Consider the following 20,501-nt stretch of genomic DNA (forward strand, 5'->3'; position numbering starts at 1 on the left):
CAGACATAAAAAAAACCGCACACTGCGGTTTTTTTTATGTCGTTACAAACGTCAGTGTTATACAACACCACGAGGTAAGCGACAATCATGGTCTTTGCCAGCAAGCTCAGCAATCCATAGCTCTTCTGCAGTGTAGCCATCAGCGTTTTCTTTAACTACTTTAAAAGACGCTTTCTTTTGCGCTTTTGCAGGTGCAGCTTTGCTTGTTTTTGCTTTTTTAGCAGGCGCTGCTTTTTTAGCAGGTGCTGCCTTTGGCGCTTCATTCTTTGTTGAAGAACCAGAAGTAAGCTCTTCTGTCAGTGCTGCTACATCAGCAAGACGCAGGTTTTTCCCGCCGTCAATGCTGTACCAACCCGGTTTGGTTGTGATCTCAGGCTTTTTGCCGTGGGCAGCTTCGTAAGCAGCTTCAAAAGCGCTTAATACTTCATTTTTATCTAGTTTACTCATCGTAGATCCTAGTCGTTTTATACGCGGGATTAAGATTAATGAATAGTTATACCCATATTTGCGCTATTTTTCAATTTTTTAAGGGTTTTGCTTCCATTTTGGCTGTATAAACGCCAAAATTTGTAAAATTTTTAGAACAAATACTGGTAATTTCATGAAGCGTTCAGAATTTACACACACTCTAACGGAGTTGTTAAAACCCGATGCGATCCGAGATTTTGCACCGAATGGTCTGCAAGTTGAAGGTGCTGAAAATATTCGCAAAATCGTAACTGGGGTGACGGCTAGTCAGGCATTAGTTGATACAGCGGTAGAGCTACAGGCCGATACGATTTTGGTTCATCATGGCTATTTTTGGAAAGGTGAAGCACAGGTTATTACGGGTATGAAAAAGCGCCGTATCGCCACCTTATTAGCAAACGATATTAATTTGTATGGTTATCATCTGCCATTAGACATTCATCCAGAGCTTGGAAACAACGCGCAGTTGGCAAAGCTACTGGATATTGAAATCTTAGGTGGATTAGAAAGCGGGCCTAGTAGTGTGCCGGTTCATGGCCGACTTAAAAGTCCGATGTCTGCTGAGGTATTTGCCGAAAAGGTTGCAACCGTGCTCAATCGCAAGCCACTGATTAATTCGGTTCGAAACAAGCCCATAGAAACCATAGCTTGGTGCACGGGGGGCGGACAAGGCTACATTGATTTGGCTGCAAGCAGAGGCATCGATGCCTATTTGACGGGTGAGGCATCAGAACAAACCATTCATAGCTCTAATGAACAAGGTATTGACTTTTTTGCAGCTGGGCACCATGCCACAGAGCGTTATGGTATCAAAGCACTCGGAGAGTATTTGGCTGAGCAATATGGTTTTGATGTCACCTTTGTCGACATTGATAATCCAGTCTGAGACTCGTTATTTATTGAAGGCGCCTTACAGCGCCTCTGGGTCAATAGTACGCCTGAGCTTTATCCAAAGCGTTCCTAACATTTCGTGATAATGAGCAGTGACAGCTTCAAGCACAAATATTTGTGGAATAAACTGCTTATAGCTGGGTTCATTATGCAGGTTATAAAACTCAGTGGGGGCGGCAATTGTGTCGACTCCTTGCGCCCAGAATAAATCTTTTGCGCGTGCCATATGACTGGCGGAGGTTACTAAAGCGACTTGTCTATCAACTAGGTAAGGTGCTAATAGTTTTGCTTCGTCTTTGGTATCCATAGCGGTTGGGTTTGCTCTAACTCGTGTACTAGAAATCCCCATGGCTATCGCTGTTTGCTTCATAAGCGGGGCGCTGTTATGACCTGAAACTATTAATTCAGCGTTTTTATAGTGATGTGCCAGCCTCAATCCTTCCGTCAGTCTCGTGGACGAACAAGCTGTTAGCTGTGCATTAGGGATGTGTTGACGGTTAAGATGTGCCCCGCATCCAAGTACCACTATTTTGTCTATTTTTGGGTATTTGCTCACATCAAAGGTGTGTAATTGTGATTCAGTAGAGCTGAGCAACTTGCTTGCGAAAAACGGGGTGCTGATAAACCATAGAAAAATTAACGTAAGCCAAAGGATAATATATGACTTTATGTTGGTTTTGCTTACAAATAACAAACACATTGCAGCGACAATCAATGTAAGCGGTAGCGGCATCAGTAAGCCACCGAACACTTTTTTAAACAGAAACATAAAAAACCCAATCAATTCGACTGGGTTCAGTTTAGTTAATATCTTACAAAAATAATAGCTTAACGAGAATTGTTCTGTTTACAGGTATTAAGGAAATGCCTGTAAACCGGGTTATCTTTCATGGTTTTCTTCATCGCTAAGTACATTGGGCGGTTAAGACCAAGTGCACCCAATGGAATAGACTTAATAAGACCCTGGCTTTCATAAGGCGTGACTAGCCAATCAGGCAACGCCGCAACGCCCATTCCCGCGCTTACAAGTTGAAAAATGAGTAACCCTTGATCAACTGTTTTAAGGGTGCCATCAAAACGTGCGTTTTGAATAAAGTGTTTGAAGATATCTTGTCGCTCGCGTGGAATAGGGTATGAGATGATGGTTTCATCCTTAAGGTCCAATGCGGTGACATAGGCCTTTTTAGCCAATTCATGATCAGGGGCGACGATCAGTTTGAGTTTAAAATCAAACAGGTGTGCATATTCAAGTTTATCTTGGTCGCGCATATCTGACGTCAGCACTAAATCCAGCTCGTCATCAAGTAATTCAGGAATAGCGTCATAGCTAAAGCCTCGTTCGTAGTCGACTTTGATATCAGGCCAAAAGTTATTGAATTCTTTTATTGTTGGCAATAACCAATGAAAACACGCATGACATTCAACACTGAGTCTAAGTTGAGAAATTGGCTGATTTAGGCTCTCTTTTAAACGACATTTTGTTGCTTCTACTCTGGGCAAAATATCATTGGCAAGTTCCAGCAGCAGCATACCTTGTGGTGTAAAGCGCACAGGCTGGGTTTTTCTTTCGAACAACTGGCAATCAAGTTTGTTTTCTAAGTCTTTAATTTGATGTGACAAAGCTGATTGCGTCAAGAACAACTCACGGGCCGTATTAACAAGTGAACCAGTGTCTTTAAGGGTTGCGATGGTTTTCAAATGCTTTATGTCGATCATCTTTAATAAATCTCATTATTAGTGTGAGTTAAACTCAGATTGCTCTACTTGAATCTCAGTCATTACCTAATAGTAACGTCTAGACGTCTGCAAAACCAGCAATCGATGATTAATTTTTAACAAAATCACTATAACATTATTTTTGACAGCGTTGTCATTATTTATTTAACTTTTTTTCAAAAAATACAAATTAATTTTATTCAACTTCCTGCTGAGAAAGCATCATTTGTATCCACACTAGTTAAGGAATAATGTTTTGGACGTCTATACATCTAAAGGAGAGGGGCATGATACAGATACATAACTTGGGTTTTCCCAGAATAGGTAAGAAACGTGAACTGAAATTTGCCATAGAGGCGTATTGGGCAGGTAAGCTATCGCAGGAAGAGCTCATTAAAAAAGGGCGTGAAATTAGAGCCCAAAACTGGCAGTTGCAGGCTCAGGCTGGGGTTGAACTGCTACCAGTGGGAGATTTTGCTTGGTACGACCATGTCTTAAGTACAAGTTTATTACTTGGTGCGGTACCGGAGCGTCACCGTAGTCAAAGTGGAGAAATCAATCTAGACACGCTGTTTCGTATTGGGCGGGGTAAAGCGCCAACGGGGTGTGCGTGTGCTGCCAGTGAAATGACTAAGTGGTTCAATACAAATTATCACTATATTGTCCCTGAACTATCACAAGACCAAAGTTTTACACTCGCTTGGACAGAGCTATTTGAGCATGTCGAAGAAGCTTTGGCATTGGGACACAAAGTCAAACCTGTACTTGTTGGTCCTGTTACATACCTGTATTTGTCTAAATGTGCCAACGAGCCATTTGATAAACTAACGTTACTAGATCGTATTTTGCCGGTATATCAACAAGTTTTGTATAAGCTTGCGGCGCTTGGTGTTGAGTGGGTGCAAATTGACGAACCCGTTCTCGCACTAGAGATCAATGATGACTACCGAGCAGCACTTAGCAAGAGCTTCAGTTTATTATCAGGTCAAGGCGTTAAACTATTGTTGGCCACTTATTTTGAGTCTGTGAGTGATCACTTACAAAATATTTGCAGTTATCCGGTTGATGGTGTTCATTTTGATTGCGTTGCAGGTCAGTATGATCTGGCTCAGCTTGATGCTGCACTACGTCCGGAGCAAGTGCTGTCATTGGGCGTAGTAAATGGTCGCAATATTTGGCGCACAGACTTACAAACGGTTTATCAGAATCTTCGGGAGCTTGCAGAGAAGCGAAAAGAACAGCTTTGGCTTGCGCCATCCTGTTCACTGTTGCACACGCCCGTTGATCTTGAGCAAGAAACTAACATCGATAGTGAGCTACGTTCATGGTTGGCATTTGCGACACAAAAAGGGCAGGAGTTGGCACTACTCAAGAAGGCTCTTACGCATCAGGATGAACGTATACTTGAGGCATATTGTGCACCTATTAAAGCTCGTCAAACTTCTCCGCGCGTTAACAACTTAGCTGTGCAGAAACGTGTGGCAGCCTTGACTGTGCGTGATGGGCAAAGAAATAGTGAGTTTGCGACGCGTATTCAATCACAGCAAGCGTCTTTATCTCTTCCTTTATTACCAACTACAACAATCGGGTCGTTTCCACAGACCAAAGCGATTCGTGCAGCAAGGCGCGATTTCAAAGCAGGTAATCTGTCACTTGAACAGTATAAGGCTCAGATGGAGGCTGAAATTCGCTATGTTGTCGAAGAACAAGAAGCCCTTGACTTGGATGTACTGGTACATGGTGAAGCTGAGCGTAACGACATGGTTGAGTACTTTGGTGAATTATTAGAAGGATTCGCATTGACGCAATTTGGTTGGGTGCAAAGTTATGGCTCTCGCTGCGTAAAGCCACCCGTTATTTGGGGAGATGTATCCCGTTGTAAGCCGATGACTGTTGAGTGGACTAAGTATGCGCAGTCACTCACTGAGAAAAAAATGAAAGGCATGTTAACTGGCCCAGTGACAATATTGTTTTGGTCTTTTGTGCGTGACGATTTGGATAAACCGAATATAGCAAACCAAATTGCATTGGCGCTCAGAGATGAGGCGGTTGATTTGCAAAATGCTGGGATTGATATTATCCAGATTGATGAACCTGCATTTAGAGAAGGGATGCCATTAAAGGCGAGTCAGTGGCAAAACTATCTGGATTGGGCTGCGTACGCGTTCAGAGTATCAGCCAGTGGTGTTGCAGATAAAACTCAGATCCATACTCATATGTGCTACGCCGAGTTTAATGACATTATCGCTGCACTAGCACAGATGGATGCCGACGTTATCACCATTGAAACGTCTCGGTCCAATATGGAGTTGTTAGCCGCGTTTGAGAATTTTGATTACCCCAATGACATTGGACCGGGAGTGTATGATATCCATAGCCCCAATGTACCGGAAGTCGATTGGATTAAAGCGCTGATCCACAAGGCGGCACAAAAAATTCCGGTGCAACGTCTATGGGTTAATCCCGATTGTGGCCTTAAAACGCGGGCATGGCATGAAACTCGTCAGGCATTAGCCAATATGGTTCTTGCTACCAAAGAGTTGCGTAAAGAGCTTAGTTAGTCGAATTAACATAAAAAGCCCATAGGGAATGGGCTTTTTTATAACCTAAATATATGGCTACTTTTAAATCGACAAAGTCATTTGGGTATTATCAATTAAAAACTGCATCGCCTCTTTGGCAGGCAGAGGTTTTGAGACCATAAAACCTTGACCAAATTGACAGCCTTTACGTTTTAACAATGCCCATTGTTTCGGGTTTTCTATGCCTTCAGCAACGACCTTTAAGTCCAACGAACGGGCGAGTGATAAAATAGCGTCCACTAAGGGGTTCTCCTTATGGGTCAATTGATCTACAAAGCTCTTGTCCAGTTTTAGAACGTGAATGGGTAGCTGGTGTAGGTATCCTAAGGCTGAATAACCAGTACCAAAATCGTCCAAATAAAGCTTTACGCCCAGTGGCTCTAAGCCTTGGATTATTTTGGTGGCAAGTTTTAGGTTTTCAATTAAACCAGACTCGGTGATTTCCAAACATAAGGCTCCATTTGGGAGCTGGTAGTCAATATAGAGTTGCTGCATATAAGTAACAAAATCGAGGCTAGCAAAATGACGAGATGACACATTAACCGTGATCCTAATCATTGGGCTGCCTTCTTGGCGCCAGAGTTTTAGTTGTTGGGCTGCCAGTTTTAGTAAGTGCAAATCGAGTTCAATGATTTGTCCGGTTTGCTCAGCAATAACGATAAAGTCATTTGGTGGAACTAGACCATTCTTGGGGTGATGCCAGCGTACTAGCGCTTCGAAGCTTACTACATGAGGGTCATTTAACGCGAAAATGGGCTGGAAGTAGAGTTCAAATTCGTTGTTTTTAATCCCATGTTGCAAGTCGTTCTCTATGTCTGCCTGACGCTTGAGTTTTTTGCGCATGGCATTATTGAAATAACACACTTGGCCGCGTCCTCGTGACTTAGCCTCATACATTGCAGCATCAGCCTGTTGTAGTAAGGTAATGGCATTATCTGTGGCGCTGTCTGTAAATGCGACACCAATACTGGTGGATGCTTGGAGTATGTGGCCATCAATATATAATGGTTTTGCGATGGCTTCATTTATACGTTCAAGCGCTAAGGAAACTTGCTCCTTGTCTTTGACATTTTCAATGAAAATCGCGAACTCGTCACCGCCAAGTCTCGCAAAGGTGTCGGTGCGACGGATACAGTCCTTAATCATATTAACAATGGCGACTAAAAAGCGATCACCCACATCGTGTCCTAACGCATCATTAATACTCTTAAAGCGATCAAAATCTAAATAAAGTAGGCAGTGCAAGTTATCATCATCATCTCGCTCTAAACTCAAAATGGCATGTTTAACACGTTCAAGTAGCAAGTAGCGGTTGGCAAGCCCAGTTAACTCGTCATGCAGTGCTCTGTGTTCAAGGGCTTGACGTGATAGTTGCCGGTCAATCGCCATACTTACTTGGCGACTAATGTAGGTCAAAATAGACAAATGGTGATGATTGAACGCTTTATCCTGTGTATAGCTTTGGATCACGATGACACCTTGATATTGGTCATTCACAGCAAATGGTACCCCGAGCCAAGACTTGGGTGACTGGCCTACCATTTGGAAGTTACCTAACTCAATATGGCGCTCAAATTCTCGGGTATTACATAGCAGAGGTTTGCCAGATGTCAGGGTAAAATAAGAGGCTGTATGCTTTATTTGTGCCTTGGTTACCCGTTGGTGTGCGTTACACTTTACTTTGCCCTCAATCAAATAGTCAATTTCGAGAATATCACTGTACCTGTCATACAAACCTATAAAGAAATTCTCAGCAGGTAACTGACTGTTAATAATTCGATATAGCTCGTCATAAAATGCTTCCAAATCCAATGAGCGGTAGGTGATATTCGCAATTTTTAACAGACACTGTTCAAGTTGCTGTGCCTGATTGAGCTGTTCAATTGTTTTAGTCAGATTGTTAAGGGTTTTTACCTGATTAATTTTAGCACTTAATAAATGCGCAACCGTTGAGAGAATTTGTAGATGTCCTTCAGTAAAGTAATCTCGCTGTGGGTGTTCACAATCTATGACGCCAAGCAAGGTTTCTTCGTATACGAGAGGTACACAGATCTCAGACAGAGCGGGTCGTGAGTCTGCGATATACATAGGCTCAACTGACACATCTCCAGATACAAAGGCTTGTCTGGTTCTGGCAACGTGCCCCGTGATCCCCTGTTCGATGGGTATTTTGGTTTGTGCAACTTTGTAGTCATTACTTTGGTGTGCAACGCCCATGCTGGCGACTTCTTCTAAGAACTCATCCTGCTCGTCAGCGAGGTAGATCACACAATCAACAAAACCCAGACGGCTTACCACCTGAGATGTAACATAATCAAATAATTCATCAAGTTGAGTGATCTGCAACAAGGATGAAGAAAATTGATTTATGATGCTAAGCTGCTCAGTTTTTGATTCTAGTTTGTTGTTTGGAAGCATTCACATCACTCATATATGCAATTAGGAACAATTTAACTTACTTGTAAGACAAACGACACATTATTGCGCAAAAAAAAGCATTTTAGAAACAAATAAGCTATTTATACGGCGAGAGTGAACGCAAAAACTTTACTCTGGGTTGTTAACTGCCTATGATCGGGCAAATTCAGCCATGGAAAAAAGAGCAATGACAAGTACAGTAGACACCCTTACGATTACTCGACCTGATGACTGGCACGTTCACTTACGTGACGGTGTACAACTCAAAGATACGGTTAAAGACATTAGCCGTTACATGGGTCGCGCTATTATCATGCCTAATTTAGTGCCTCCGGCTACTTGTACACAAACTGCGTTATCGTACAGAGAACGTATTATGGCTGCTCAGCCACAGGGGAATTTTTCACCTCTGATGGTACTTTATCTGACAGATAACACCACACCAGAAGAAATTAAAAAAGCCAAAGCGAGTGGCCATATTGTTGCTGCAAAGTTATACCCCGCTGGTGCCACGACAAACTCTGATTCTGGTGTAACAGATATTGAGAATATTTATCCTGTTCTTGAAGCAATGCAAGAGGTTGGGATGTTGCTACTGGTTCATGGTGAGGTAACAGATTCAGCGATTGATATTTTCGATAGAGAGAAGGTATTCATTGAGACTAAGCTTGCTAAAGTGGTTGCTGCTTTTCCAAAGCTCAAAATCGTACTCGAACACATCACGACTAAGGATGCTGTAGAATTTGTTGAGAGTGCTTCAGATAATGTAGCGGCAACAATTACGGCGCACCACTTGTTGTATAATCGCAATCATATGTTAGCCGGTGGCATTCGACCACATTATTATTGTTTACCAATATTAAAACGTAATATTCACCAGCAGGCATTGATAGCGGCAGCAACCAGTGGTAACAAAAAGTTCTTCTTAGGTACTGACTCAGCCCCTCATGCGAAAGACAAAAAAGAAGCCGCATGTGGCTGCGCAGGTGCGTACACTGCACATGCGGCATTAGAATTATATGCCGAAGCGTTTGAAGACGCAGGAGCGTTGGATAAGTTAGAAGGGTTTGCTAGTCATTTTGGTCCAGACTTTTATGGCTTACCTCGTAATTCAGATACTGTGACGTTAAAACGAGATAGCTGGACTGTTCCACAGAGCTACCCGTTGGGAGATAGTCACGTTGTGCCAATTAAAGCAGGTGCAACAATTGCTTGGAAAGTCGTCTAGCAGCATTCAGTAACAGTTTGAATTAAATATGAAAAGCGCACATTTAGGTGCGCTTTTTTTATTTAAGCATATTATTTAAATATTAATTTTGATTGGAATTTGTACTGTTGGTCATTTTATATGTTAGGCTTAGAATGCTTTGAGTTTTTGCTGTTCTATGGATGTAAGAGTTGCGGTAAGGAAGCTTCATTAGCTTTGGGTTAGTGAGCGTAAGGTGTTTTTTGCTGTATTTATTATTCCGACGGGTTGCGGCGTGAACTCAGGGAGGAAGCCTCTAAGGCGAGTGTTAAATTGATCTGACTTACAGGAATAATAGGTATGTCTAATTCTAAAACAGGTAAAGTAAAGTTTTTTAACGAATCAAAAGGCTTCGGCTTTATTGAGCAAGAGAATGTCCTGACGTGTTTGTACACTTTAGTGCCATTTCTGGTGAAGGTTTTCGCACTTTGACTGACGGTCAAGCCGTGTCGTTTGATATTAAGCAAGGTAAAAAAGGTCCTGAAGCGGAAAATGTAGTTGCGTTATAACTTCACTATACCTGAGGAGTAACGTTCTGTTGCTCCTATTTTTATAAAATTCCTCATTATTTTATCAGAACCATCTTATATTATTTGCTTTATTATATTTATATGTAAAAATATAGTAATTGTATAAGAGTACACACTTTTTAAAGTTTGATTATAATATACCTTTTTTAGGTATTAACCTGATAATTTAAGAGAACAGTCAATGCGAGAAATTAAATCTTTTATCAAATCTGCAAGTTTTAATGACTTAGAGAAAGCAGCTGAATTAATAAATGACGCAATTGAATCTCAGCGTGAGCAGCAGCAAGTAAAAGAGGAAGTATTAGCACTGATCAAGGAAAAAGGTTTAACCCTTGATGATCTTGTAGCTGGCGTACCAGTTGATAAACGCGCAAAAGTTAAACCTAAATATAGAATTGAAAAAGATGGTGAAGTATTTGAATGGACTGGCCGTGGTAAAACACCAAAAGCATTCGTAGGTGTTAATTTAGACGACTACACCATCTAGTCGAAAAATTAAACAATCATATTTTTCTAAAGGCCCTTATGGGCCTTTTGTCTCGAAGCCTAATTTTATTATGTGTATAATCGTGTAATCGTTTCTCAGTCCCCAATATTGAGAGGTGCGTATTTACACGCTAAGACCTTATCAAAAAGAAGCCGTACAAAATACCATTGCCCATTTTCGACTGAATGATGATCCAGCGGTGATCGTATTACCAACGGGGGCGGGGAAGAGTTTAGTCATCGCCGAGTTGGCTCGGCTCGCACGTCACAAAATTCTTGTTTTAGCTCACGTGAAAGAGTTGGTAGAGCAGAACGCGCAAAAGTATACCAGTTTTGGCTTATCAGCTAGCGTATTCTCAGCGGGATTAGGGCAAAAGAGTTTATCTGAGCAAGTCACATTTGCGAGTGTTCAGTCAATAGCGCGAAACTTAGATCAACTTACTCACTATTATTCATTGCTCATAATTGATGAGTGTCACCGTGTAAGTGGTGAGGATGAAAGCCAATACGGTAAAGTAATTAACGCGTTAAAAGTCCATAATCCAAACTTAAAGGTACTGGGCCTTAGCGCCACGCCTTATCGACTTACAACAGGGTGGATATACCAATATCATTATCACGGCTTTGCTAGAGGAACGTCCGAGAGTCCTTTTAAACGCTGTATTTATGAACTGCCTTTACGTTATATGATCAAAAATGGCTATTTAACTCCCCCAAAAGAAGTTAACCCAGCCGTTAGTCATTATGATTTTTCTTCTCTAAACAGTGACCAATATGGAAGGTATTCTCAGGAAGATATGAATACTTTGCTATCCGCTCAGACTCGTGCAACTTTTAGTATTGTTTCTCATATTATTGAACAGAGTAAACAGCGTAGTGGGGTGATGATATTTGCAGCAACAGTAATGCATGCAAAAGAAATATTTAGTTATTTACCCCAAGGTAGTGCGGCATTAATTATTGGCGAAACAGAAACTGTTAACAGAGATAATATAATTAAAGATTTTAAAAATAAGACGTTAAAATATTTAGTAAATGTGTCGGTGTTAACTACGGGGTTTGATGCACCTCATGTTGATCTTATTGCGATTTTACGTCCAACGGAGTCGGTGAGTTTATATCAGCAAATAGTTGGGAGAGGGTTGCGTTTATCACCGGGGAAAAAAGATTGTTTGGTACTTGATTACGCGGGTAACGATTTTAATTTATTTCATCCCGAAGTTGGCAGTAAAAAGCCAAACTCACAGAGCGAGCCTGTACAAGTTATTTGTCCTGGCTGCGGCTTTGCAAACATTTTTTGGGGGCAACTTAACGAACAAGGGGAGTTGCTTGAGCACTATGGTCGTCGATGTCAGGGCCTACTAGGAGAGCCTCCTGAGCAACAACAGTGTGACTATCGTTTCCGTTTTAAAGAATGCCAAGCATGTGGCTGTGAAAACGATATTGCAGCAAGGCAGTGTTTGCAATGTGGCGAAATCATGGCAGATCCTGATGATAAGTTACGTGCCGCATTAAATTTAAAAAATGCCATGGTGCTGAGATGTAGTGGGTTAAGTGTCACCTTACTCAAAGCCCAACAACTCAAAGTGACCTACTTTGATGAGGATGGTGCAAGTTGTGATGAAGTTTTTGATTTTGCAAACCCGAAAAGCCGCTTTGTTTTTAATCGTGAATTTAGCCGACGAGTGAAGGGCAGAAATGTACAAGTTAGTTGGCAAAATGCGCAGCAGGTGGAAGAAATGTCTCACCTACTAGAGGCACCTGATTTCGTCGTGGCTAAGCAGCATAAGAAATACGGCTGGCAGGTCAGCGAAAAAATCTTTGATTATCAAGGTCAGTATCGAGTCGCAGATAAATCCTAGAGGCCACTCATTGGGCTCTAGGATTCAACTCGTTTATTCAGAAGCCATTATTCCCCAGCCGTCGCCATAACCTTCGTGGCTATTTGCGATGCTTTCTAAGTATTGCTCCGTCTGGCTCAACAACTGATGCTCTGGCACCATTTTCACAGAGGTGATCACTTCCCAAACACCTGTGTCTTTACATTGTTGTAGTTGTGTATGTGGCGCAAGTTCATCTTCTGCAATCGCTTTTATAAACGATTCTGCCTGAGGTTTTTGCTCAAAGAGAATGAAAAAATCGACCGTGTGAAACTGTGAAAGGTCAATGCCTGCTTCTGCCATTTCAGCTAGAAGTTGGCCGTTATCATCATCTGGGAATTGCATATTTAGGTCCAAGTAACTCAATTGCGACTATTGTCGGCTATTCGCAAGCAAATAAAAAGAGGTGGAGAGAAATTAGCGGCCAAATAGCGCATGTAATGTTCATAGGGCGTTGTGAATGAATATGATAGAATGTACTGAGTGTGTAATAAGGAATATATGGTAAGTGTTTAAGGCCGTTATATTTGTGCTGTTAGCAGCATTGGTGAATATGCAGTGTAATGCTCAGGAGCAACTTCAAGTGCCTGAACATTGGCAATTACAGCATATTAAGATAGAGGGCGTAGAGAGTAGCGTAGAAGATAATATTAGTCGCTATATCGGTCACTATTTAGATCAACCCTTTGCCCAACGGCAATTAGAGCCACTGCGCGAAGCGGTCGAGCAAGCTATGCAAGCACTGGGCTATTATCATAGTCGGATTTCTTTCATTGCCACACCAAGCAACAATACCCTACAGATTAATATCGAAGCGGACCAACCGCTCAGTTGGAACGAAGTTTCAGTACATTTGCTTGGCTCTGCTCATTACGACAAAGCGTTAAATAGCTTGCTCGCAGATTTGCCGATAGCTGTTGGACAAACGGTACGTCATGATCAATATCAACAGGCTAAATCAAGCTTGGAGAGTCTGTTACTTGAGCGTGGCTATTTTGATTTTAAATGGCAACGTAGTGATTTACTCATTGATAAAAGCGAACGCACAGCCAGGGTTAAGTGGCAACTGGATGGTGGCGAGCGCTATCAATTTGGCGAACTGCAGGTGAGCCAAAATACGAAAGCAACGCAGTACATACGATCTTTATCAACCTTTGAGCAAGGGACGCCATTTCAAGGAGCCTTGTTGTCGGATTACACACTAGCTTTAAATGCAACGCCTTATTTTCATTCTGCCAAAGTTTACCCGCAGCTTAAAGACCGTCACGATGGGTTATTACCAGTACGAGTAGATGTAGTTGATAAGCCTGATAGCAGCTTTGAAGTGGGTGGTGGGTATAGCACAGACTTAGGAGCAAAGGCTCGTTTAAAATGGACAAAGCCTTGGATCACCGACGATGGTCATTTTTTAGAGAGCAATCTATCTGTCTCTGAACGTCGTCAAGATATTATCGGCAGCTATACAATTCCTGTAGCAGACCCAAATAACGATGTTTGGCGTGTGCTGGGTGGTTATCAATTCAACGATGATATTCAACAAGGGATCAACAGCAAAATCTGGAATGTACAATTGCAGCGACAATGGTTAACCAGTGATAACTGGATCCGCACTGCTTTTATTAAGCGAGAGCATGAAACCACTGAGCAAGATGGTGAACGTTTAGAAACTGAAATGTTATTGCCTGGGATAAGTTACGCTAAAAAGCAGACGATGGGAGGAACGACGCCGTATTGGGCGAATGAGCGATTGTTTTCATTGGAAATGGCCAGTGATGCTTTGGTGTCATCGACATCGTTATTAAAAGTACGCTGGAACAATGCTTGGTTACGCAATTACCAGCAGCAGCACTTTGTGATTAGCCGCGTTAATCTTGGTGCTATTGTTGCGGATGATATTCATGAAGTGCCGTTTAATATGCGCTTTTTCGCAGGTGGTGATCAGAGTATTCGTGGATTTTCTTATCGTTCTATCGGTCCAAAAGAAGGCGATAAGGAAGTGGGGGGTAAGTATCTTGTGACAGGCTCCTTGGAGTATAACTATCAGTTTTTGCCCAGTTGGCGTGCTGCTGTATTTGTTGATGCCGGTACGGCAACAAACGATTTCTCTGAGAAGTGGTCAGTGGGGGCTGGATTCGGCATTCGCTATATTACGCCCGTCGGCCCTATTCGTATTGATCACGCGTGGGGGCTGAGTAAAGAAAGCAAAAGTACACGTCTAAGTATTGTTATAGGGCCAGAAATTTAATGTCTTTTATGTCACGCTTTAAAAAAATACTCGGTGGCTTTGCGGCTATCGGGGTGGTTATTTTTTGTATTATTGCCACTGCGCCTGGTCATCAGCTATTAGTGGGGATAGCAAACTATACGGTACCTGATTTGAAAGTAGAATTGGCTGATGGGCGGTTGTTATCTGGTACACCAATAAATGTGGACTATAACAGTGAACAATTGGTTTTTAATGCGCAAGCGCTTAGCGTGTCGCTCGAATGGTTTAGTTGTGCAACGCTTTGTCTAGATATATCGGCACAGCAGCTAAAAGTCGCCGCGAGCAGTTCTACACAGGCTGCAACGGAGCCGTCATCAGCGACAACTTCTATCAGCTTGCCGTTGTCTCTTGGGGTTAATGAATTTAATGTAGCGCATATTGATGTGGCCCTCGACCAACAACAGATTTCTATTGAAAAGCTGCAAAGTGCGATTCAGTGGCAAGACTCACACATCAATGTCAGTAAGTTACTTGTTGATCGAATAAGCCTAAACCTACCTGAAGCAGCAGAAGACAAATCTCAAACTATACCGACCAGTTTAGCCGGATTAGCGTTGCCGCCAGTGTTCGTGCCTTTGGATGTCAGGCTAGCTGACCTGAAAGTTGGCGAAATACAGATCTTACAAGGCGAGAAAACCACTGTGATTGATGAACTTGTGCTGCAAGGAGCCGTGACTTCTCAACAGCTCAAGTGGCATACACTTGCGGTAAAAGCGATGGATATTACCGTCGACTCACAAGGTACAATAAACTGGTCAGATGCATGGCAGCTGCAAGTGAATTTACTGTTGGACAAGGGGGATAACCAGCTACAAATTGATGCGTTTGGGCCTTTATCTGAATTGCAGTTGGCACTTAAAAGTCGTGGAACGTATCCAAGTGAACTTCAAGGGCAAATAGACTTAACTAGCCAGAACTGGCCATTTTACATGCAGTTTGACGCTCACTCGTGGGACCTTGGGGGCCTATTGCAAGCCCCATTGCAGCAATTGCAACTTCAGCAAGCCTCAATTAACTTAGTTGGTGATGTTAACGATTATTCAGCACAACTGGCAGTTGAAGGAAGTACATCGCCAGAAGCGCCTATTGAGTTCACGACGAAATTTCACGGCACATTAACTGGCCTGACTATCGACACTGCACAGTTAAAATGGGCTGAGTCTGTGGCAACGTTGGTAGCACAACTCAGTTGGCAACAAGGGATAATGGGAAAGATTGAAACGCAGCTTAGCCCTTTGCCAATGCAAATGCTTTTACCGGATTATGCCAATACAGAACTTAGTGCAAATTTGACAGCTGACTTTAATTTAGATGGGGAACAATGGCAATTTGATATCGACGCATTAGAAGTGTCCGGTCAGCTGTTGGGGAAAGATCTTAGTGCCCACGCGCAACTCAAACTAGATCAACATTTGCAGGGACAGCTTAATGCGCTGACCTTGAGATATGGACAAAGTAAATTGTTGATGTCCGGTACTCTTGGGCAACAACTGGCACTGTCTGGAGAAATAGACGTTAATCATCAGCATGATGCCATAATCCCAGTGGACTTGGTCTCAACAGGCAGTTTGGTGATTAGCGGCACGCATAGTGAGCCGCAAGTTGAGGCGCATGTAGATATTCAACAATTTGGCGTTGATAGCTTGATTGTCAAAAATGTGCAGTTAGATCTTCAGACCAATAGTGCAGCCAATTGGGCCACAAATGCTCAGCTGAATGCCAATTATATTCAATATGGTGCTTCGCAACTGAATAATGTTCGTGTGGCGCTTCAAGGCGACATGTCTCAGCATAAGATAACGATAGACACAGTAGGTGACTTAGAAGCTTCATTGACGGCCAAAGGAAGCTGGCTTAACCAGCAATGGCAAGGTGAACTAAGCGATGCAATACTGCAATATCAACAGCAAACGCTAACGCTGCTGGAATCAGCGAATATCAAGGTGTCAAAACGCTTTGCAAATGTGGACAAGCATTGTTGGCAACTGGTCAATAGCAAGGTTTGTATAGGGGCGCAGCAGAATATCGTCAGTGGTGCAGGCAGCGCAGTTGCAGACGTGCAACAGCTTATTCTTGAGGACGCCAATCATTGGCTTGCTAATAAAGCGAGACTAGATGGGTTTGCACATGGTGGTTTATCTGTAGCTTGGCAAGATGGCCAACTAACCAAGGTGGACGGTCAATTACAAATGCAGCAACTCAAGGTGCATAGCCAACAAGATGGGCAGACTCATACTTTGCCAGTTGAGAATTTACAAACACAACTGACTAGTAGCAACCAGCTAGCAAAGTTGGATTGGCAGGTTAATTCATCGATATTGGGACGACTCCAAGGATTACTAGAGTTTCCTTTGTTAGCAAAGAACACCGACTCAGTTCGTGCGACGGTAGAAATCGTCCACATGTCACTGTCACCTTTGGCTCCCATTTTAAGTAAAAATCTACAGCAACCGGTAAAATTGTCGGGCAACATTAGTGGTGAGCTTTCGCTATCTGGTGATGTGCGCACTCCAGAAGTCGTAGGCGAAATCAATATCGAAGATATTGCGTTAGCCAGTCCTGTGTCTCCCATTTCTCTGGTATCGTCGACATTGGGTATTAAATTAGCAGGTAAGCAAGGCTACCTTAGCGGGCAATTACAAGGTGAGCAGGGTGGTAACTTAACCTTGGATGGTGCTATGGCTTGGAAGAACGAGCTAACCGCACGAATTACAGCTAAGGGACAAGATTTTTTACTTTCACCTGAGACAAATATCGAACTGACAATCTCCCCAGATCTCACGGTTGAGTATGCGAATAATCAAGCCTCGGTAGTCGGTAAATTATTGGTACCTTATGGCCGTATTGAAATCAAGGATATACCAGCGGAAGCGATTCAGGTGTCTGACGACCAGATCATTGTTGATGCTAAAAAAGAGCGTGTCAGTCGCTCGCCGATTGCTTATTCCATAGACGTTGATGTGTTAGTGGGCGATGATTTCAGAATAAAGGCGTTGGGTTTAGACAGTTATATTACCGGCCACCTAGATGTGACAAAAGTGCCAGCCAGAGCGCTTCTTGCGAGTGGAGAGCTATCTCTACTAGAGGGACGCTACCGAGCCTTTGGTCAGGATTTGCTTATAAAAACCGGGCAAATTGGCTTTAATGGAGCATTAGACAAACCTTATTTAAACGTTCGTGCTATTCGCAATCCAGAGGTGACAGCCGACGGAGTCGAGGCGGGTATTGAGCTATCTGGAAGCATCAGCACACCGCGCTTTTCGATATATTCTCAACCTGCAATGGACCAATCTCAAGCGCTTGCATATTTGCTCAATGGAGAGCCGCTTGGCGAAGGGGAAAGCTCAAACAACGCTATTTTGACGCAATTATTGTTATCTCAGGGTTTAAATCGCAGCGAAAACCTAGTGGCAAAAACGGGAGAAAAGCTAGGATTCAGTGACGTATCACTCGGTGCGAGAGGAAGTGGAGAGTCGACTAAGGTGGAAGTGTCTGGGTATTTGACCCCCAGTGTACAAGTTAGTTATCGCGTGGGAGTGTTTGACTCGTTAAGTGAGATAGCGGTACGTTATAGAGTCTTTTCAAAGCTTTACATTGAAGCAACCAGTGGTTTATATGACAGTATTGATTTACTGTATAAGTTTGATTTGGATTGAAACTATATCGCAAACACCCTTAGATAATAAAAATAACAATAAAAAGGAATACATCATGTCTATTGTTCGTTACTTAGCAACCTGTATGCTCGCGCTGCCCGCTATACAGGGGCAGGCTGAGGAAAGCCAAGCTGCACCACATGAGATAGTGGCGCAAGCCAGTGAATCAGCATGGCGGGAAGTAGACATTGACAATGTCTTGAAAATTCAACTGGCGACAGGTGCGCTCTATGTTGAGCTTAATCCACTCCTTGCGCCCTTGCATGTTGAGAATATCAAGCAACTTGCCCGCGAGCAGTTTTATGATGGCTTAACTGTGTATCGATTTGTAGAGGGGTTTGTTGCGCAGGGAGGTGATGAAAGTGGTAACAAGCTGCCTACCAAAGCTAAAAAACAATTACCGGCAGAATTTATCCATAAAAGTAAAGCTCCATTGAGGATCACAGCGCTTAATATGAGTGATGGCTACGCTGCTCGAACGGGGTTTCTTGGTGGCTTTGCTGTTGCGCAAAATGCTAACGCAAAGCACACTTGGCAAGTCCATTGTACGGGTGCGTTTGCCATGGCACGAGAAGATGACTCTAATTCCGGTGGCACCGAGTTCTACATCGCGCTAACGCCGCAGCGTTATTTAGATAGAAATACAACGGTATTTGGTCAAGTGTTACATGGCATGGAGCATATTCAGCGACTCTATCGCAAGCCAGAACCTGGTAAGGTGTATAACCCTATCATCCGCATGCAAGTATTAGCTGATGTGTATAAAGAAGATAAGCTAAGGTTTAAAGTGTTTAATACTGACTCAAACGACTTCAAAGCGTTGATAGAAGCAAGAAAAAACAGACCGGAGGCTTGGTTTGTGGCCAAGCCAGATTATGCAGATGTCTGCGCAATTAAAGTGCCGGTACGCAGCTTTACTGTCGATTAGTACGGATCTGAAAGGCTGTTTGATCTTGCTCGCTAGAACGATAAGGGTTGATATCTAAACCGCCGCGCCGTGTATATCTGGCGTACACATCTAGCTTTTCAAACGAAAAGGTATTCATCAGTTCACAATAAATGCGTTCGACACACTGCTCGTGAAATTCGTTATGACTGCGAAAAGAAATTAGATAGCGTAGCAGCGATTCACGGCAAATCTGAGTGCCAGTATAGGAAATAACGATACTGGCCCAATCAGGCTGAGATGTGATTAAGCAGTTTGATTTTAATAAGTGACTATGTAGCGTTTCGGTCACCCTGTTGACGCCCGTTCCTTTTAAAATATTTGCCTGTGGGCTGTATATATTTACTTCAATATCAAGTTCATCAATACACTCACCAGGCATCTGCGTGAATGGCAAACAAGCGTAATCATCCGCTTGATAAAGTGTCACATTTACCTGTGTATTGGCTGCTTTTGATAAGTCCCGAGTCAGTATACTTTGTACAGCTTCAGCACTTGCAAATTTACTTTGATTAAAGCTATTCAAATACAGTTTAAAAGACTTTGATTCAATAATGTGTGAACTTTGGCAAGGAAATACAAAGCTTGCTACGGCCACTTGTGGTTTTCCTTTAAGGTTTAACCATGATAGCTCATACCCAGTCCAACTATCCTCCCCTTTAAAAGGGAGAGCTGATTCATCAACGCCTATTTGGTCGCGGTTGAGCTTGCGTGCGATTGGGTGCAGCAAAGTGGCATCATAGTGTGACGCATATTCAGTCGTCTTACCTAAGAGAGAAGCTTTTAGCTCGGGAGCATTTGTGTAATCTGTCATGTTTCACCATTTGTGGTTACAATGGCAACATTATAACGGATCTCAACACGGTTGGCAGTATATGGCTATAAACCAGATTTTATCTCAACTACATGAAAACTTTGCCGCACATTACCAGCAAGCACACCTATCTTTACCATGTATGTACTATGACCCACAGTGGCCAAGTCCATGTGAAGTAGGTGATCCTATTGATGATGAGCGTATTCAATGGCAAGCATCGGCACAGCCCAATGAAAATAATTTGCAGCAATTGGCGATGGCACTGGAATGTACTTTTCCTGTTGCGCTGGATGAGTACTACAGTACTTTTTTTGCAGGTAATATCATCGGGCAAGTAGAGGGACACCAAGTTGAGTTGTTACAAGCTTGGAATCAGGAAGACTATGAGAGGCTACAACAAAATATAACCGGCCATGTTTTGATGAAGAGAAAGTTGAAACAACAAGACACGGTATTTATAGGCTTGACACAGCAAGATGATTTGTTGATCAGTGTAAAGCTAGACAGTGGTGAGGTGTGTCTCGAGTATGTCGGTAAACCACCACACCATGTGCTAGCGTTAGACTTAGCTGATTTTTTGCAACAAGTAAGTTTCTAAT

At 42.7% G+C, this 20,501-nt stretch carries 15 protein-coding genes and 1 pseudogene; 10 read left to right on the plus strand and 6 right to left on the minus strand.

Translation table 11 applies throughout. From position 1 onward, the window contains the following. Positions 1-57: 57 nt before the first annotated feature. Positions 58-447: a hypothetical protein gene (locus tag C2M32_RS07050; protein WP_105167753.1), complete on the minus strand. Its 390-nt coding sequence runs from the start codon at positions 445-447 to the stop codon at positions 58-60. A gap of 154 nt (positions 448-601) precedes the next feature. Between C2M32_RS07050 and C2M32_RS07055 the strand changes: the two genes are divergently transcribed. Further along, the gene (locus tag C2M32_RS07055) at positions 602-1,354 is read left to right on the plus strand and encodes a Nif3-like dinuclear metal center hexameric protein (RefSeq protein WP_105167754.1); all 753 of its coding nucleotides are present in this window, start codon (positions 602-604) and stop codon (positions 1,352-1,354) included. Between the two features lie 24 nt (positions 1,355-1,378). Here the strand turns inward: C2M32_RS07055 and C2M32_RS07060 are convergent, their stop codons facing one another. Together C2M32_RS07060 and C2M32_RS07065 are read right to left on the minus strand one after the other, a co-directional pair. Beyond that, positions 1,379-2,128 (minus strand): ElyC/SanA/YdcF family protein, encoded by a 750-nt coding sequence (locus C2M32_RS07060; protein ID WP_105167755.1) that lies wholly within the window; start codon positions 2,126-2,128, stop codon positions 1,379-1,381. Between the two features lie 59 nt (positions 2,129-2,187). Further along, positions 2,188-3,075, minus strand: coding sequence for a LysR substrate-binding domain-containing protein (locus C2M32_RS07065; protein ID WP_105167756.1), 888 nt, complete (start codon positions 3,073-3,075; stop codon positions 2,188-2,190). A gap of 287 nt (positions 3,076-3,362) precedes the next feature. On the opposite strand from C2M32_RS07065, the gene metE reads away from it, so the two are divergent. Next, positions 3,363-5,636: a 5-methyltetrahydropteroyltriglutamate--homocysteine S-methyltransferase gene (metE, locus tag C2M32_RS07070; RefSeq protein ID WP_105167757.1), complete on the plus strand. Its 2,274-nt coding sequence runs from the start codon at positions 3,363-3,365 to the stop codon at positions 5,634-5,636. A 63-nt stretch (positions 5,637-5,699) separates the two neighbouring features. Here the strand turns inward: metE and C2M32_RS07075 are convergent, their stop codons facing one another. Further along, entirely contained in the window at positions 5,700-8,075 is a 2,376-nt protein-coding gene (locus C2M32_RS07075) for a bifunctional diguanylate cyclase/phosphodiesterase (protein WP_105167758.1), read from the minus strand. Positions 8,076-8,262: 187 nt separating this feature from the next. Here C2M32_RS07075 and pyrC point away from each other — a divergent pair, with 187 nt between their 5' ends. From pyrC to C2M32_RS07095, 4 genes and pseudogenes are all read left to right on the plus strand, one after another. Beyond that, entirely contained in the window at positions 8,263-9,303 is a 1,041-nt protein-coding gene (pyrC, locus tag C2M32_RS07080; RefSeq protein WP_105167759.1) for a dihydroorotase, read from the plus strand. A gap of 318 nt (positions 9,304-9,621) precedes the next feature. Beyond that, positions 9,622-9,830, plus strand: a pseudogene (locus tag C2M32_RS07085) (cold-shock protein). 202 nt (positions 9,831-10,032) lie between these two features. Further along, positions 10,033-10,338 carry an H-NS histone family protein gene (locus tag C2M32_RS07090; RefSeq protein WP_105167760.1) on the plus strand — a complete coding sequence of 102 codons (306 nt, stop codon included), beginning with the start codon at positions 10,033-10,035 and terminating at the stop codon, positions 10,336-10,338. Between the two features lie 115 nt (positions 10,339-10,453). Beyond that, positions 10,454-12,199 carry a DEAD/DEAH box helicase gene (locus tag C2M32_RS07095; protein WP_105167761.1) on the plus strand — a complete coding sequence of 582 codons (1,746 nt, stop codon included), beginning with the start codon at positions 10,454-10,456 and terminating at the stop codon, positions 12,197-12,199. A gap of 33 nt (positions 12,200-12,232) precedes the next feature. On the opposite strand, the gene C2M32_RS07100 is transcribed toward C2M32_RS07095, so the two are convergent. Next, a complete protein-coding gene (locus tag C2M32_RS07100) occupies positions 12,233-12,562 on the minus strand; it encodes a ribonuclease E inhibitor RraB (RefSeq protein WP_105167762.1) in 330 nt (109 codons plus the stop codon). A gap of 163 nt (positions 12,563-12,725) precedes the next feature. Here C2M32_RS07100 and C2M32_RS07105 point away from each other — a divergent pair, with 163 nt between their 5' ends. Genes C2M32_RS07105 through C2M32_RS07115 form a run of 3 tightly spaced genes read left to right on the plus strand, consistent with a single transcriptional unit; the run spans position 12,726 to position 19,067 of the window. Then, entirely contained in the window at positions 12,726-14,462 is a 1,737-nt protein-coding gene (locus tag C2M32_RS07105; RefSeq protein ID WP_234401249.1) for an autotransporter assembly complex protein TamA, read from the plus strand. Continuing rightward, positions 14,462-18,139 carry an autotransporter assembly complex protein TamB gene (gene tamB / locus C2M32_RS07110; RefSeq protein WP_105167763.1) on the plus strand — a complete coding sequence of 1,226 codons (3,678 nt, stop codon included), beginning with the start codon at positions 14,462-14,464 and terminating at the stop codon, positions 18,137-18,139. The genes C2M32_RS07105 and tamB overlap by 1 nt, the downstream gene beginning before the upstream one ends. Before the next feature lie 55 nt (positions 18,140-18,194). Then, positions 18,195-19,067 carry a peptidylprolyl isomerase gene (locus C2M32_RS07115; protein ID WP_105167764.1) on the plus strand — a complete coding sequence of 291 codons (873 nt, stop codon included), beginning with the start codon at positions 18,195-18,197 and terminating at the stop codon, positions 19,065-19,067. Here the strand turns inward: C2M32_RS07115 and queF are convergent. Continuing rightward, a complete protein-coding gene (queF, locus tag C2M32_RS07120; RefSeq protein WP_105167765.1) occupies positions 19,054-19,899 on the minus strand; it encodes an NADPH-dependent 7-cyano-7-deazaguanine reductase QueF in 846 nt (281 codons plus the stop codon). The two genes, C2M32_RS07115 and queF, sit on opposite strands and share 14 nt — an antisense overlap. Before the next feature lie 61 nt (positions 19,900-19,960). On the opposite strand from queF, the gene syd reads away from it, so the two are divergent. Next, complete coding sequence (gene syd, locus C2M32_RS07125) at positions 19,961-20,500, plus strand: SecY-interacting protein (protein ID WP_105168029.1); 540 nt, start codon at positions 19,961-19,963, stop codon at positions 20,498-20,500. The last annotated feature ends 1 nt before the right edge of the window (position 20,501 follow it).

The sequence above is a fragment of the Pseudoalteromonas sp. T1lg23B genome (assembly GCF_002964665.1).
Lineage (GTDB): Bacteria > Pseudomonadota > Gammaproteobacteria > Enterobacterales > Alteromonadaceae > Pseudoalteromonas.

What these genes read in the sequence shown, in the direction of transcription:
- C2M32_RS07050 (WP_105167753.1), bottom strand. Translation starts at nt 447, where the DNA reads ATGAGTAAACTAGATAAAAATGAAGTATTAAGCGCTTTTGAAGCTGCT.
- C2M32_RS07055 (WP_105167754.1), top strand. Translation starts at nt 602, where the DNA reads ATGAAGCGTTCAGAATTTACACACACTCTAACGGAGTTGTTAAAACCC.
- C2M32_RS07060 (WP_105167755.1), bottom strand. Translation starts at nt 2,128, where the DNA reads ATGTTTCTGTTTAAAAAAGTGTTCGGTGGCTTACTGATGCCGCTACCG.
- C2M32_RS07065 (WP_105167756.1), bottom strand. Translation starts at nt 3,075, where the DNA reads ATGATCGACATAAAGCATTTGAAAACCATCGCAACCCTTAAAGACACT.
- metE (WP_105167757.1), top strand. Translation starts at nt 3,363, where the DNA reads ATGATACAGATACATAACTTGGGTTTTCCCAGAATAGGTAAGAAACGT.
- C2M32_RS07075 (WP_105167758.1), bottom strand. Translation starts at nt 8,075, where the DNA reads ATGCTTCCAAACAACAAACTAGAATCAAAAACTGAGCAGCTTAGCATC.
- pyrC (WP_105167759.1), top strand. Translation starts at nt 8,263, where the DNA reads ATGACAAGTACAGTAGACACCCTTACGATTACTCGACCTGATGACTGG.
- C2M32_RS07090 (WP_105167760.1), top strand. Translation starts at nt 10,033, where the DNA reads ATGCGAGAAATTAAATCTTTTATCAAATCTGCAAGTTTTAATGACTTA.
- C2M32_RS07100 (WP_105167762.1), bottom strand. Translation starts at nt 12,562, where the DNA reads ATGCAATTCCCAGATGATGATAACGGCCAACTTCTAGCTGAAATGGCA.
- tamB (WP_105167763.1), top strand. Translation starts at nt 14,462, where the DNA reads ATGTCTTTTATGTCACGCTTTAAAAAAATACTCGGTGGCTTTGCGGCT.
- C2M32_RS07115 (WP_105167764.1), top strand. Translation starts at nt 18,195, where the DNA reads ATGTCTATTGTTCGTTACTTAGCAACCTGTATGCTCGCGCTGCCCGCT.
- queF (WP_105167765.1), bottom strand. Translation starts at nt 19,899, where the DNA reads ATGACAGATTACACAAATGCTCCCGAGCTAAAAGCTTCTCTCTTAGGT.
- syd (WP_105168029.1), top strand. Translation starts at nt 19,961, where the DNA reads ATGGCTATAAACCAGATTTTATCTCAACTACATGAAAACTTTGCCGCA.